General features: G+C 57.4%; 17 protein-coding genes. All 17 read right to left on the bottom strand.

Features of this window, described 5'->3' with window-relative positions:
* On the bottom strand, positions 1-287 hold a 287-nt coding region (locus GXX82_09920; GenBank protein NLT23353.1), incomplete at its 3' end, for an aspartate 1-decarboxylase.
* A 4-nt stretch (positions 288-291) separates the two neighbouring features.
* Complete coding sequence (locus GXX82_09915) at positions 292-1,137, bottom strand: pantoate--beta-alanine ligase (GenBank protein NLT23352.1); 846 nt, start codon at positions 1,135-1,137, stop codon at positions 292-294.
* Between the two features lies 1 nt (position 1,138).
* Positions 1,139-1,933 (bottom strand): 3-methyl-2-oxobutanoate hydroxymethyltransferase, encoded by a 795-nt coding sequence (panB, locus tag GXX82_09910; protein ID NLT23351.1) that lies wholly within the window; start codon positions 1,931-1,933, stop codon positions 1,139-1,141.
* Positions 1,934-2,120: 187 nt separating this feature from the next.
* Positions 2,121-2,315: a hypothetical protein gene (locus tag GXX82_09905; protein NLT23350.1), complete on the bottom strand. Its 195-nt coding sequence runs from the start codon at positions 2,313-2,315 to the stop codon at positions 2,121-2,123.
* A 75-nt stretch (positions 2,316-2,390) separates the two neighbouring features.
* The gene (locus tag GXX82_09900) at positions 2,391-3,044 is read right to left on the bottom strand and encodes an MBL fold metallo-hydrolase (protein NLT23349.1); all 654 of its coding nucleotides are present in this window, start codon (positions 3,042-3,044) and stop codon (positions 2,391-2,393) included.
* Positions 3,041-4,045 carry a tRNA 4-thiouridine(8) synthase ThiI gene (locus GXX82_09895; protein ID NLT23348.1) on the bottom strand — a complete coding sequence of 335 codons (1,005 nt, stop codon included), beginning with the start codon at positions 4,043-4,045 and terminating at the stop codon, positions 3,041-3,043. The genes GXX82_09900 and GXX82_09895 overlap by 4 nt, the downstream gene beginning before the upstream one ends.
* A gap of 36 nt (positions 4,046-4,081) precedes the next feature.
* Positions 4,082-5,296, bottom strand: coding sequence for a hypothetical protein (locus tag GXX82_09890; GenBank protein ID NLT23347.1), 1,215 nt, complete (start codon positions 5,294-5,296; stop codon positions 4,082-4,084).
* A 118-nt stretch (positions 5,297-5,414) separates the two neighbouring features.
* The gene (gene tsaB / locus GXX82_09885; protein ID NLT23346.1) at positions 5,415-6,104 is read right to left on the bottom strand and encodes a tRNA (adenosine(37)-N6)-threonylcarbamoyltransferase complex dimerization subunit type 1 TsaB; all 690 of its coding nucleotides are present in this window, start codon (positions 6,102-6,104) and stop codon (positions 5,415-5,417) included.
* Complete coding sequence (gene rseP / locus GXX82_09880) at positions 6,094-7,176, bottom strand: RIP metalloprotease RseP (protein NLT23345.1); 1,083 nt, start codon at positions 7,174-7,176, stop codon at positions 6,094-6,096. The genes tsaB and rseP overlap by 11 nt, the downstream gene beginning before the upstream one ends.
* Positions 7,173-8,333 carry a 1-deoxy-D-xylulose-5-phosphate reductoisomerase gene (locus GXX82_09875; protein NLT23344.1) on the bottom strand — a complete coding sequence of 387 codons (1,161 nt, stop codon included), beginning with the start codon at positions 8,331-8,333 and terminating at the stop codon, positions 7,173-7,175. Before GXX82_09875 ends, rseP begins: the two co-directional genes overlap by 4 nt.
* Positions 8,330-9,130, bottom strand: coding sequence for a phosphatidate cytidylyltransferase (locus tag GXX82_09870; GenBank protein ID NLT23343.1), 801 nt, complete (start codon positions 9,128-9,130; stop codon positions 8,330-8,332). Before GXX82_09870 ends, GXX82_09875 begins: the two co-directional genes overlap by 4 nt.
* Positions 9,131-9,850, bottom strand: coding sequence for an isoprenyl transferase (locus GXX82_09865; protein ID NLT23342.1), 720 nt, complete (start codon positions 9,848-9,850; stop codon positions 9,131-9,133).
* A 12-nt stretch (positions 9,851-9,862) separates the two neighbouring features.
* Entirely contained in the window at positions 9,863-10,420 is a 558-nt protein-coding gene (frr, locus tag GXX82_09860) for a ribosome recycling factor (protein NLT23341.1), read from the bottom strand.
* 4 nt (positions 10,421-10,424) lie between these two features.
* The gene (locus GXX82_09855; protein NLT23340.1) at positions 10,425-11,132 is read right to left on the bottom strand and encodes a UMP kinase; all 708 of its coding nucleotides are present in this window, start codon (positions 11,130-11,132) and stop codon (positions 10,425-10,427) included.
* A 1-nt stretch (position 11,133) separates the two neighbouring features.
* Positions 11,134-11,739, bottom strand: a complete 606-nt coding sequence (gene tsf, locus GXX82_09850; protein ID NLT23339.1) for a translation elongation factor Ts — start codon at positions 11,737-11,739, stop codon at positions 11,134-11,136.
* Positions 11,740-11,757: 18 nt separating this feature from the next.
* Positions 11,758-12,546: a 30S ribosomal protein S2 gene (gene rpsB / locus GXX82_09845; GenBank protein NLT23338.1), complete on the bottom strand. Its 789-nt coding sequence runs from the start codon at positions 12,544-12,546 to the stop codon at positions 11,758-11,760.
* A gap of 194 nt (positions 12,547-12,740) precedes the next feature.
* Positions 12,741-14,660, bottom strand: a 1,920-nt coding sequence (locus GXX82_09840; GenBank protein NLT23337.1) for a PAS domain S-box protein, incomplete at its 5' end; no start/stop codon positions are given.

The following is a 14,660-nucleotide window of genomic DNA, read 5'->3' as shown; positions in this document are numbered from 1 at the left end:
TGTTCCTCGAAGCTGGCATAGGTTGCAATTATGATGATGTCGCCTTTTTTTGCCTTATGGGCGGCTGCTCCGTTGATACAGATGACGCCCGAATCCTTGTCGCCCCGTATGGCGTATGTGCTGAAGCGTTCGCCCGATGTCACGTTGTAGATGTCGACCTGTTCGTAGGGGATGATGTTCGCCTTATCCAGGAGCTGGGAGTCGATGGTGATGCTTCCCTCGTAATCGAGGTTGCTGTCCGTGACCGTCGCCCGATGGATCTTTGATTTCATCATGGTCCTTCTCATTTCGTCATGCCTCCGTTAATATCGTGTTGTCGATCAACCTTGTCCTGCCTATGCGGCAGGCCACGGCGATGACAGCCTTTCCCGCGACAACGGCCACATCCTCCAGCGTCCCGGTATCGCAGATATTAATGTATTCGACATCAATGCCGTCTTCCTGGTGGAGTATATCCTCGACGGCCCTTCTTATTGTGTCCGCGTTGCGTTCTGACGATCTGACCATCTCCTCCGCCTTTCTCAATGAGGCGCTGATCAGACGGGCCTTTTTCCGTTCCATATCACTGAGATACGTGTTCCGTGAACTCATGGCGAGACCGTCAGGTTCACGGACGGTGGGGTAGGGAACTATCTCGACATCCATGTTGAGGTCCCTCACCATCCTCTCGATGACCGTGAGTTGCTGGTAATCTTTCTGTCCGAAGATGGCATAGTGGGGTTTCACGATGTTGAAGAGTTTTGCCACCACGGTGGCCACACCGATGAAGTGTCCCACCCGCGTTTTCCCGCAGAGATGGTCCTCGAGTTTTTTGACCTCGACGTATGTGGTGAAGCCATCCTCGTACATCTCACCGTCGTTGGGATAGAAGATGATATCCGTTCGTTCCTTTTCCAGGAGCGCCGCGTCGCGATCGAAATCGCGGGGATACCGCGCGAGGTCTTCCGTGGGCCCGAACTGGATGGGGTTCACGAATATGCTCACGACGACCACGTCGGCGAGTTCCCGCGCTTTTCTGACAAGGGCCAGGTGTCCTTCGTGCAGGTAACCCATGGTGGGCACGAAGGCGATCCGTCTGTCCTTTCTCAGTTCGTCGGATGCGGCCTGCATTTCGGAGACGGTTCGTATTATTTTCATGCTAGTGGAATGATTGGCTGTCGTCGGGAAAGCTCCCGGATGCGACCTCGTCAATGTACTCTCTGACGGCCTTGCCTATGTCCTCTGTAAGGTTGCGGTATTGCTTCACGAACTTGGGCCGGAAGTCCCCGAGAAGGCCCAGCAGGTCATGGATGACCAGCACCTGTCCATCGCAATCGGGGCCCGCGCCGATGCCTATCGTCGGGATCGAGAGCATTTCCGTGATCTCTTTCGCGAGCTGCCTGGGGACGCATTCGAGGACCACCATGAACGCGCCTGCCGCCTCCACGGCTTTCGCGTCCTCGATGAGCCTTTCCACATCCTTGCCCTTGCCCTGCACCTTGTATCCGCCCATGCGGTGGATGGACTGCGGGGTGAGGCCGATGTGCGCGCAGACCGGCACGTCCATGTCGACGATGGCCCTTATGGTGTCCCTCATCGTGACACCGCCCTCCAGCTTCACCGCCTCGGCGCCGCTTTCCTTGAACATCCTGCCGGCATTGCGCTTCGCCTGTTCGATGCTTTCCTGGTAGGACATGAAGGGCATGTCGATTATGAGGAGAGCCCTCTTCACACCGCGCGCGACTGCCCGGGTGTGATGGATCATCTCATCGATGGTAACGGGGATGGTGTTGGGATAGCCCAGAACGACGGGACCCACGGAGTCGCCGACGAGAATTGTATCAATGCCGGCATCGTCGAGTATCCTGGCCGTCGGATGGTCGTAGGCGGTGAGCATTGTGATCCTGCGTTCACCTTTCATGCCTTTCAGCGCCGGTACGGTTATTTTGTCCATCGTGGTTCCCATTAAACAAAAAAACCTTCTGAACTCGTATCAGAAGGTTACCGTAACTTCGCGCCTTCCGTCTCGGTCCAGATCAGGATCCAAGCGGCATCCGGGTAATATGAAACACCCAAACCCGGTAAAAGTCAACATTTATTTCCAGCGGGCAGGCGGGTCCTATCGCCGGTCCGCGGGACCCTTAAGCTCCTTTGTTCTTGTATTCATCATACCTTAGCATGGTGATGAATGCCTCTTCGTCGTCAAGGAATTCGTCGTAACTGAGCTCTTTGACGACCTGGCTGCTCCCGCAGTTGGGGCAGAACAATTCGGGCACCTCGCCGTCGAGAAAAGAGTATCCGCAGAGTTTGCAGGTGTATTCGTCGGGTATTCTCACTGTTCCTCCTATGAAACTGACACTTCAAATATATACTTACGGGTGGAATTGTCAATGACAATCTTGGACCCGCGCTCAAAAGAATTCATTCAGGATCCCCTTGAAGTTCTTCTGGACCCTGTCCCGTCCGGTGACGATCTCTCCGTGGCCGGGAACGAGATATTCGACGTCCAGGGAAGCCAGCTTCCTGATGCTGTGGCCGAGAGCTTCCATGTTCCCTCCCGGCAGGTCCGTCCGTCCAACCCCCAGGTAGAAGACGGTGTCGCCGGATATGAGAAGTCTCTTCTGCTCGCAGTAGAAGCAGAGGGACCCGGGAGAGTGGCCGGGGGTGAGGATGACACGGAAAGGTGTGTCCCCGATGGTGAGAGCGCCTTCATTGAGATAGAACGAGTAAGGCTTCCGGGGCATTTCGCAGCCTGTCATGAGGTAGAGGTCCTTCCCGCTGCCGTTCAGGTAGTCGAATTCCACCCTGCCTATGGCCCGTAACGTCTGCCCGTCGAAGGCGTCGGCGCCCTCGACATGGTCCGGATGGCCGTGGGTGCCCATGACGAGCCTCACCGATTCGATGTTCTTGCCATCTCGCGCCATGCCGTTCATCACATTTCCCAGCAGGTTCCTGTGGCCCGGGTCGATGAGCGTGGGCACCGGCCCATCGATGAATACGGCGTTGCAGTTGTTCGCCTCGTATGAGGTCCAGGGGTAAACATATATGTTATCGAGGAGTTTCATGGTGTCTCCTGTTGCATGAGCATGGCGTCGCTGTCTATCTCCTCCACGTGAAAGGAGAGAGGCCTCTTCGTGCCGCTGCCTATCTCCACCGTTGCCGTTTGCGGAACATCCTTGCCGTAGCGCGCAAGGATGCGGGCCGACAGGAGGAGGATCTCTTCGGAGGGCTCCTCAGCCTTGAGAACCCCCCGCGGCCCCTTGAAATCGGTGGGTTCCACGGTGATGTACGGTGCCTCCGCCATGACAGCCAGTTGGTCGTTTTCGCGTTCGTTCCGTGCGACAATGAACTTCACGGAAGGGGAGAGTTTGAAATGCCTGCCAATGGTCAGAAACTCGATGTCCTTCTTCGTGCAACGCGGGTCCGTTGCCATGAGGTCCTTCAGTCTTCTCGAAAAGATGGGGTCCGTCAGCAGGCACCCCCCTCCGGGAAGATCGAACTCGGAAAGCCCGTAGGTCTCGACGAGCCGGTACTGCACCTGCCGTGACCTGCCCGAGACGTCGAGGAGCCTCTCCCTGTCGATGATCCCTTCCTGCTCGGGGATGGTCGGCGGAAACAACCTGGCGGAAAGGGGCCGTACGATGAGGCCCGTGAGCTCGCTTCGTTTCTCGATGAGCTCCATGGCGTTGCGCCGCTGGGACATCGGTCTCTGGCCCAGGACCTCTCCGGTGACGACAAAGGACGCATCGAGTTCGGAGAGGAGCTCCTTCGTAAGGCGGAGCATATATATCCGGCAGTCGATGCAGGGGTTCATGTTCTTTCCGTACCCGTAGCGCGGGTTCTTGACGATCTCGATGTAGTCGTCGCCCTTGTCCTTCGTGATCATCTCTATGCCGAGCTCCCCGGCTGTGCGGAGCGCCATGTGGCCGCGCTGCCTGTCCCTTTTGCTCGCGAACATGGAGGTGAGATGAAGACCGATCACCTCGATGCCCTGATCGATGATGAGCTTTGTGGCGACGGCGCTGTCAAGGCCGCCGGATATCAGTGATATGGCGCGTTTCTTCATGATGGGATGCCCGCTGGACCGCTTTCGGGGACCTGCCTACTGCATTTCCTCCGGCGTCCGCTCGTCGAGTGTGACAAGACTGACCCCCGACTCGACCCCCGGCAACGGTTCCACGGGGTTCGTGAGCAGGAAGCTGCCCTTCTCCACCCATGTCTTGAGGGTGGAGGCTATTTCACGGGCCTTCGAATAGCTCGAGATGGGGAAGGTGGGAACATCCTTTCCCTTCACCTTTATCGTACCCGACTTGAGTTCAGCATAGGTGACCTCGCCGAGGCTGCCCCCGGTCCGCTGGGGGTAGTCCGTGGAGTAATCTACCACCTGGGCGGAGAAATCCTTGTCACTTCGGGACGTGAAGAAGGCCATTTCCTCGTCTATGACGGGTATGGGTATCCCCAGGCCGACGAACATTGTCGGGCCATACCCGAGGAAGCTCGCTCCCCGCAGGTAGTTGCCGGACATCTGCTTCGCGTCCCCGATGACGGCAAGAGTGCCCGCGCCCCCCTTCGGCAGGCCTTCCGGGGTCCGGGCCGCACAGGGATTGTGCTGGGTGCCGTTCCATGCCACGTATCCGACCCCGCCTCCAAGAAAGATCCTGGTCCCGATGCCGATCGTTCGATACTTCGGGTCCTTGAGGAGGGGAGAGAGCTGTCCGGCGCTGCAGTAATGGGCGCTTCCCAGGTTGGGTTTGATCACCCCCATGTACGTGTGGATGACCCGGTTGGTAACGTTCACGCCCACATTGTAGTTCTGGTAGCTGTTCCTGGGGCTGTACAGGTACGCCTCGTTGACGGTCTCCTTGTTTATGTAGGTCTCGATCTTCTTCCTCGGGTAGCAGTCCGTCCCGTAGGCGCTCACTTCGAGCCTGATGGCCTTTCCGCTCACAAATTCCTCGATGACGTGCCCTCCGCCGTATTTGAAGGCGCCTGGATAGACGGTGTTCCTCGGGTCATTGTCGGGCATGGAGGTGGCGCCCAGGTAGACGTCGACGGCGGCGATGCCGCAGTATGCCGGAACATCGTTGAGGTAGCACTTTCCCCCGCCTATCTTGATCCTGGGCTTGGAATGTCCGAAATTCATGAACATGCCGCTCGAGCACATGGGACCGAAGGTGCCCGTCGTGACCACGTCGACGTCCCGGGCGGCTTTCTTCACGCCATCCTTCTTTACGATCTCCACCATTTCTTCGGCAGTTACGACGACGACCCTGCCTTTCTTTATCTTTTCATTGATCTCGGCAATACTCTTCAATATTTCCTCCCTGGAGCATCGCGCGCGTCCAGATCATATGGCTTAAGGGGTCCGATCTACCCTGGATTGCCCGGCAAACCAGTACATAGTATACACCAATTCGGGCTGTTTTTTTAGTCTTTTAGTCGATGACCACGTTGAACGTGATCTCCGCTTCGGAACGACGTCCGTAAACCGGTTTCAGGTCGTTGGAGGGGCCGGGGCCGGCGAGTGGAAGCCTGTCATCGACAAGCACCTTCCCCCGGACCTCGTCGTATTCCTCGTGAATGAAGGTCATGCCCTCGATGCCCGCAAGGTGCTCCTCGCAAAGGCGGGAACCCGTGCCGAAGCATACGCAGGGAGCCTTGACGACCCCGCGCACCTCACCGGGTTTCATGGCTGTATAGGGCGAAAGGCGGGTGAGGGTCCCCCGGGTGACGTGATAGAGGGAGAGGAACACCTCGGATTTCTTCGCGTCGATGAGGGGGCACAGGTATGAGTCTTCCCGGTCCTTGAGGGCGAAGGCGAGCACGTCCAATGTGGGGAGACCCGTAAGGGGCACCCCCGTCGCGGCGTGTATGCCCTTGCAGAAGGAGAGAGCCACCCGGATGCCGGTGAAGGAACCAGGCCCAAGGGTGACGATGAGACCCGTCAGGTCTTGCACTGTGCGCCCGTGGGAGCGAAGGATGGCCCCGGTCGCCTCCGGCAGTATCTGTGAGGGTGAGCGTGACTCCTTGATCCTGCGTTCTTCGACAAGGCCCCCGTCCCCCGCCAGCGCAAGGACGAGGTGATCGATGGAGTTATCGATGGCAAGTACGAGCCTATTTGCCATGGAAATACTTGCCGAAATCGAAGATCCTGTCGAAATCGTTGTAGAAGGCGAAGACCATTATCATGAGGAGAATGACAAGGCCCACCGTTTGGGCCACCTCCTGCACCTTCTGGGAGATCTTCCTGCGGATGACGATCTCGATGGCGTTGAAGAGGATGTGCCCGCCATCGAGGACGGGGATTGGAAGGAGGTTGATGATGCCCAGGTTGATGCTTATGAGCGCGAAAAAGAAGACGAAATCACCGAGGCCCTTCTTGGCCCTCTTGCTTGCCTCCTGGAAGATGAGGACGGGCCCCCCGATGTTCCTGGGTGAAATGGAGCCCTGAATGATCTTCACTATCCCCAGGACTGTTATCCGGGAGTACTCCCAGGTCATGTGAAGGGCGAGCCCCACCGCCTCTGTCGCGCTCTGTCTCCGCTTTATCACCTCGTCGGACCTTTCTATGCCGAGTATCCTGCGCTTGTATGGCTCGCCGAAGATGTCCTTCTCCTCGATGGTCATGGGTTTGATGGTGAGGTTGACGGGAGAGCCGGCCCGGTCGAGGGTCACCTCGACGGTATCGCCCTCGGCGTGATCTATGGTGGAGGCGATATCGAGGAATTCCTTCACCTCCTTGCCGTCGATCCTGACGATGGTGTCACCCGCCCGTATGCCCGCCGCCTGCGCGGGGGTGTTGTCGGCAACCTTGCCGACGCGTGCGGATGGCACGTTATAGCCGATGATGGAGACGAGATAGAAGACGAAAAGGGCGAGAAGGATATTGAACAGGGGGCCTGCCAGGGCGACGAGTATCCGTACGTACGGGGGTTTGTGGGAGAAGGACCTGGGTTTGTCTTCTTCGCTGACCTCTTCGTCGGGGGATTCCCCGAGGAGTTTCACATAACCGCCCATGGGAACAGCGGATATGGCGTATTCCGTTTCCCCCCGGGTGAAGCGGAGGAGTTTCTTCCCGAACCCTATGGAGAAGGTGATGACCTTGATGTCGAAAAGCCTCGCGACCAGGAAGTGCCCGAATTCGTGCACCAGGATGAGAAGCGCGAGGGCGATGAGAAAGTATAAAAATGATATCATGATCTTTTTCGTCCTGTACCAGTTATTTTAGTCATTGCTCTGTCCCGTGTCCATGCCGCCGCCGCGAGGACCTCTTCGAGCGTGTCGATGACCGGTTGTCCGGCGGTGTCCGCCAGGGTCTCGGCGACGACGCGCGGTATGTCGGTGAACCGTATCCGTCCGTCGATGAAGGCCTGCACGGCCACCTCGTTGGACACATTGTACGCGATGCACGCGCTGTCGCCTGCCGAAAGGGCTTCGTACGCAAGACGGATCGACGGGAACTTCCCGAGGTCCGGCGGATGGAACGTGAGTTTCATGTGCCCGCCGAGGTCAAGGGGCGAGAAGGGCAGGGCAACCCGCTCTTCGTCGTTCAGCGCATAGGCGATGGGGATCTTCATGTCCGGACTTGCCATGTACGCCAGGAGAGAATTATCGGAGAGCTCCACCATGCCGTGAACGATGCTTTCGGGATGGACGAGGGTCTTTATCCTCCCGGGCTCGACATTGAAAAGCCAGCGCGCCTCCATGATCTCAAGCCCCTTGTTCATGAGGGTGGCGGAGTCGAGGGTGATCTTCTGTCCCATTCTCCACGTCGGATGGTTCATGGCCTCCGAGAGCTCCACCCTTTCGAGGGCCTTCTTCGTGTGTCTCCTGAAGGGCCCCCCCGACGCGGTGATGATGAGGGACCGGATCTCCCTGCCTTCCACGCCCTTGAGGAGCTGGTAGAGAGCGGAGTGCTCGCTGTCGACGGGTATGAGCCGGGACTTTTTCCCGGACAGGATCGTCCTGATGATCCTCCCGGCCATGACGAGGCTTTCCTTGTTGGCGAGGGCGAGGACCTTCCCGCAGTGCAGGGCCTCGATGGTGGGCTCGAGTCCGATGCTGCCTGGCAGCGCGTTGACAACGGTGTCAACATCGGAGCGGATCATTTCCTTCATGCCCTCTATGCCCGTGTAGACCCGTACGCCGGGCGCCGTGACCGCGCCCCTTTGCCCCTCGTCGAAAACGCAGACCGCGGGCGGTTTAAACCGGGCTATCTGTTCGTTGAGGAGGCCTATGTTGTTCCTGCAGGCGAGGCCGCAGACATCGAAAGCCCCGGGGTCGTTGGCGATGACCTCGAGTGTCGCGGTGCCGATGGAGCCGGTGGAACCCAATATGAGGACTTTCTTCTTCATAGGTATCTCGTCCATACCAGGTACGTGTACAGAAAGGGCGCCGTGAAGATGAAACTGTCGATACGGTCCAGAATGCCGCCGTGCCCGGGAATGAGATGTGATGAATCCTTTGTGTTGAAAACCCTCTTGCATGCGGATTCGAAAAGATCGCCCGCCTGCCCGAGAACACCCGTTGCCGCCCCCACGCCGAGGGCCGCCGGAATGCTTAAGCCCAGCAGCTGATAGGACGCGGTGATGACGGCGAGAGAGCCGAGGGCCGCGCCCAGGAGGCCTTCAACTGTCTTCTTCGGACTGATCCGGGGAGCCAGGGGGTGCTTCCCGAACTTCTTCCCGATGCCGTAGGCGAAAATGTCGCTTGCCCAGATGGAAAAGAGAAGGATAAGGGGGAACAGTCCGTCCAGTTCCTTCAGCAGGTAGAGATAGAAGAAGGGGATGAGAATGAAGAGGTTGGAAAAGAGCACGAGCGCGGCCTGACCCGTCAGGTCGCGGTTCGCATCCTCGAGGGATGCCTTCCTGTCGAAGACCTTGATGGTGATGACGATGAATGCCGATGCCATCATCCAGAGCATGTATATCTGGAAGAAACGGAAGTAGAGAGGCACCGTTCCAAGGATGACGAGGGTGGCGATGAGGTATCTCATGTGGCAGCCGGCAAGGGACGCGGCCTCGATGAGCGCGACGACGGCGATCGCGAGCAGCAGGGTAAGGAGCCACACCGGGGGCAGGACATAGAAGAGAAAGGCAATGACAGGGGCAATGCAAATGCCCGTGATGACGCGCTTTTTCAGTTCTCCCAATCAGAAATCCTTCACGTTTCCAAACCTTCTGTCACGCTTCGCGAATTCGGCCAGCGCTTCGAGAAAGGCCTGTTTTCGAAAATCGGGCCAGAGGATATCGGTCACGTAGATCTCGGTGTAGGCCACCTGCCAGAGCAGGAAGTTCGAGAGTCTCATCTCGCCGCTCGTGCGGATGAGGAAGTCGGGGTCGGGTATCGCCGGGCTGTACAGGTGTCTCCTGAAGGTCCTTTCGTCGATCCTTTTGACAAGACCATTTTTCACGTCCTCGCACAGGAGGCGCACGGAGCGTATGATCTCCTTGCGGCCGCTGTAGCTGAGGGCGATCGTCAAAACGAGGTTCCTGTTGCGCGCCGTCTTCCTCATCACATCGTCGAACTGTGCCTGGAGAGGCTTCGAGAAATCACCTCTCTCGCCGATGACGTTGAAACGTATACCCCTGTCCATCATCATCGGGAGTTCCTGTTCGAGGTAGAGGCCGAGAAGGAACATGAGCGCCCTGACCTCTTCCTTCGGACGGGACCAATTCTCCTTTGAAAAGGCGTAAAGGGTGAGATAGGGTATGCCGAGGTCGCAGGTGGTTTCCGTGATCTCCCTGACCGAGTCGATCCCGACCTTGTGGCCTTCCACCCTCCGGAGCTTCTGTTGTTTTGCCCATCTGCCGTTCCCGTCCATGATGATGGCGACGTGGGTGGGCAATCTATCGGGAGCCGTCTTTCTCATCGATCGCGTCGCTCAGATGGAGAGGATCTCTTTCTCTTTTTCGGAGAAGAGCTTTTCTGCCATATCTATATGCTTATCCGTGAGCTTCTGGACGTCGTCCTGTTTTTTCTTGAGGTCGTCCTGGGAAATGGTCTTGTCCTTCTCCAGTTTTTTCAGCTTCTCGTTTATGTCCCTCCGGACGTTCCTCATGGCGACGCGGGTGCCCTCGAGCATCTTGCCGCCCTGCTTCGTGAGTTCCTTGCGCCGCTCCTCGGTGAGCTTCGGAAAGGTCAACCGGATGGTCTTTCCATCGGACATGGGATTGACGCCAAGATCCGATTTCTGGATCGCCTTCTCGATCTCCGCGATGACGGTGTTGTCCCAGGGCTGGATGGTGATGGTCCGTGAATCGGGGACCCCGATGGTAGCCACCTGGTTGAGCGGGGTGGGCTGCTTGTAATAGTCTATCTTGATATCCTCAAGGAGGGACGCCGAGGCGACACCGGTGCGCAGTTTCGAGAAGTCTTTCTTCAATGCCGCGAGTGATTTCTTCAGCTTGTCCTCAAGCTCGGTCATAACGTCATTGCTCATAGGGTTACCTCCTCACGATCGTCCCTATTCTTTCGCCAAGAACCACTTTCTTCAGATTATCCCTGACGCGCACGCTGAAAACGGCGACGGGGATGTCGTTCTCCTTGCAAAGCGTTATCGCGGTGAGGTCCATGACCTGAAGGTCTTTCTCGAGGACCTCGCTGTAAGATATCTCCGGGTAAAAGACGGCGTCGGCATGGACCTCCGGGTCCCTGTCGTAGACACCGTTCACCTTGGTCGCCTTCATGAGCACGTCCGCCTTCGTCTCGACGGCGCGAAGGGCCGCGGCCGTGTCGGTGGTGAAGTAGGGGTTGCCGGTCCCGCAGGCGAAGATGACGATCTTTCCCTCGTCAAGGTACGCCCTCGCCCGCGCGTGGTCATAGGGCTCGGCTATCCTTTCAAGGGCCAGTGCCGTTTGCACCACGGCCGGAGTTCCCATCCTGACAAGGGTGTCCTTAAGGACGAGGGCGTTGATGACGGTCGCCACCATACCGACGTAGTCTCCGGTGACGCGGTCCATTCCCTCTTTCTCGCCCTTCTTCCCCCGGTATATGTTGCCGCCGCCGAGAACGATCCCTACCTCGACACCGAGTCCGTGAACATCTCCTATCTGACCGGCAATGTCGGCGACGGTGGCATGGTCTATGCCATGCCCCTCGTTGCCCATGAGAACCTCTCCACTGAGTTTGAGGAGTATCCTCTTGTATCTCATGCTAGTCCTGAAGTGTCTCGCCCAGCTGGAACCTCACGAAACGGTTGATGACGATCTTTTCCCCCGTCTTCACGAGGAGTTCCTCGAGAAGGTCTTTGACGGTCATGTCGGGGTTCTTTATGAAGGTCTGCTCCACGAGGCAGACCTCCTGGTAGAACTTCTCCAGTTTCCCCTCGGCTATCTTGTCGATGATCTTCTCCGGTTTGCCCGATTCCAGCGCCTGGTTCCGGTAGATGGTCTTTTCCCTTTCGATGTGGTCGGCGGGAATGTCCTCGCGCTTCACGTAGAGAGGATTCGAGGCCGTTATCTGCATGGCCACGTCCTTGACGAAATTCTGGAACTGGTCGGTCTTGGCGACGAAATCGGTCTCGCAGTTGATCTCGACCATGGCTCCCACCTTGCCGCCCGTATGTATGTAAGAGGCGACGGAACCCTCGGAAGCGACCCTGCCCATCCTCTTCTGAAGCTTGGCAAGCCCTTTCTCCCGAAGGAAATCCACGGCCTTTTCCATATCTCCATTGGAATGCCTCAGGGCCTCCTTGCAGTCCATAAGGCCCACACCCGTCCTTTCGCGTAATTTTTTTACTGCGTCAGCAGTGATATCCATGGAATTCCTCCTCAACTCTTAAGCTTCGTACTCGTCGTATTTTTCCTCTTCCAGCACGCTTTCGTCGACAAAGGGCTTGAGGTCTTCGGCCGGCCCTTCATCCTTGCCCTGGAACTCTTCAACGTACAGGGCTTTTCCTTCCAGAACCGCGTCGGCGATGCGGGAGGTAATGAGCTTGATGGCGCGGATGGCGTCGTCGTTGCCGGGGATCACGAAATCGATATCGTCGGGATCACAGTTCGTGTCGACGATCCCGACGGTGGGGATGCCCAGCTTCTTGGCCTCGTTCACGGCGATGTATTCCTTCTTCGGGTCGACGACATATATGGCCCCGGGGAGTCTTTCCATGCCTTTGATGCCGCCGATGTTCCTTTCCAGTTTCTCTATCTCGCGCTCTATGCCTATGGCTTCCTTTTTCGGAAGGACCTTGTATATGTCGCTCTCTTTGAGCTCCTCGTACTTGCGGAGCCGGTCGATGCTCTTTTCGATGGTCTGGAAATTGGTCATCGTGCCGCCGAGCCAGCGGTTGTTCACGTGAAACGCCCCGCAGCGCTTCGATTCGTCGGCGATGGATTCCTGGGCCTGCTTCTTCGTACCGACGAAGAGGATGTATTCGTTGCGGGATGCCACTTCCTTGACGAAGTTATAGGCCTCTTTGAACATCTTCAGTGTCTTTTGAAGGTCAATGATGTAGATGCCGTTACGGGCCCCGAATATATAGGGTTTCATCTTGGGGTTCCAGCGTTTTGTCTGGTGCCCGAAGTGAACGCCAGCTTCCAGCAACTGTTTGATGGTAAGGTTCGACATTTTTCCTCCTGGTTTTAGTCTTCCGCCTTTCGCGCTTTAACGGCAGACAGTTTCCTGCACCCTGACATTAATTGAAAGACGTGCAAATTTGATCGAGTTGTAAAATACCATATGATTACGTGTATTTCAAGAAAAAAGGGGGGGCAGGGGTGCGAAGAGGGGGCAGGAGATAGGTCCTATCCGTCCTATCGCTCCTACTTTCTTTCCCTGATTATTGCCAGGAGGTATTTCGTTCCCGAGAGCTCGAGGGAGTTGAGGCTGATCTCGGTGTCGAAATCGGTCCCGTCGAACCTTCTGTGCCGCCAGGTGAAAAATTGCGGTTTGCCCTTGAAGGCCGCCCTGACGATCTTCATGGCTTTCTCCTTTGAATCGCTCCCGTCCGGTTGCGTGGGAGGAGAGAGCATGTGAGGCGGCTCGGCGACGATGTCCTCCTTGCTGCCCTTGAATACGGAGAGGGCCTTCCGATTGCAGTCGACGATGGAGAACCGGTCCATCAGGAATATGGCATCGTTGGCATTCTCGAAAATGGCGTGGAACTTCATTTCGCTGTCCCTGAGCGCATCCGACGCCAGTTTGCGTTCCGTGACGTCCCTCAGGTATGCCAGCGTGACCGGTTCGTTGCGGTACGTGGTGCCCGTGGCCGATACCTCCACGTATATGAGGCTTCCATCCTTCTTCCTGCCCCTGAATTCGTATTTGTCGGGCACTTTCTCTCCCCGCTGACGTCTCTCGTTGATGTCCCGGACGTGCATGAGGTCATCGGGGTCTATGGTTATTTCGTGGCCCCGGCCGATGACCTCATCGGGAGAATCGAACCCGAAGATGTCACAGAATCTCTGGTTCACATAGATATGGGTGCTGCCCTTGACAACGGCCACACCGTCATTGGAGCACTCGATAGCCGTCCGGTAGCGCTCCTCCGATTCCTTGAGCCTTTCCTCGGCCTCTCTCTGGGCTGTTATGTCCCGCACCGACTGTATGACCCCGGTGATGTTGCCGTCAAGGTCATATATGGGGCTTGCCTTTGCCCAGATGTAAAGAGGCTTGCCGCGCAGCATAAGAGGTTCAAGCGGTTCGGCGACGAGACGGTCCATCTCCCTGGTGATGAAGGAATAGCGCTTCTCCTCGTCCCGGTCCGGTCTCAGGACGAAGTCGGCGAGAAGGGGCTGGCGCTTGCCGTAAAAGGGCAGGGAATACTCGTGGTTCCCCTTGCCGAGGATATCGACGGCCCGGACGCCGGAGAGCTCTTCCATGGCCCTGTTCCAGGCGATCACGCGGCCATCTTTGTCGATGGCGAAGGTGGCGTCGGGAAGGAAGTTGATGATGTCCGTCAGCCGGCGCTCCGACTCGACAAGGGCCTCTTCGGCCCTCTTGTATTCAGTGACGTCCTGCACGACCGTAAGGATCGTGTTATCACCGGTTATGGCATGGGGCACGATGCTGAGGAGCGCCCGAAGTATGTGCCGGTCCTTGCGCCGAAGGTCGACGAGGTAATTGTGCAGGATCCCCTTGTTCTTGAGATGCTTGAGGAGAACCTGCCTGTCATTGCCTCTCGCGAAGAAATCCCGGGTCCTCATGTTCGATATCTCGGCACGGGTGTAGCCGGTCATCTTCTGGAGCATTGAGTTGTAGGATACTATCCTGCCGTCGGGAGTGCTGATGCATATGCCCACGGGGATGTTCTCAAAGAGTGCCCGGTAGCGGTCCTCGCTCCTGAGCAGGGCCGTCTCGACGTTCCCTTCCTCCGTGGTGTCGGAGATGAGCGCGTACACGCCTTCTATCTGAGCTCCCGGGCCGGTGAGGGGCACGATCTTGCTCCTGACGTGGCGCGAAGTGCCGGTCCTGTCCGACAGGTCCTGTTCGAAGACCACTGTTTCGCCCTTGAGGGACCTTTCGATGTGTCCTCGCAAAAAGGACCACTCCACGGGACCCAGGACCTCTTCGACCCGTCTTCCGCAAATGTCGTCACCTCTCCTGCCATACCATGATTCGTAGGTCCTGTTCACAAAGCGATAGCGGAAGTCCCTGTCTATGTATACGATCGAGATCGGCAGGAGATCCGCTATCAGGCGGAGTCTATCCTCCTCTGCGTCTGCACGGCGGCCGGCAGCCTG

Origin of the sequence: Syntrophorhabdus sp. (genome assembly GCA_012719415.1) — a bacterium.
Classification (GTDB): domain Bacteria; phylum Desulfobacterota; class Syntrophorhabdia; order Syntrophorhabdales; family Syntrophorhabdaceae; genus Delta-02.
This window is presented reverse-complemented; position numbering and strand designations above follow the sequence as displayed.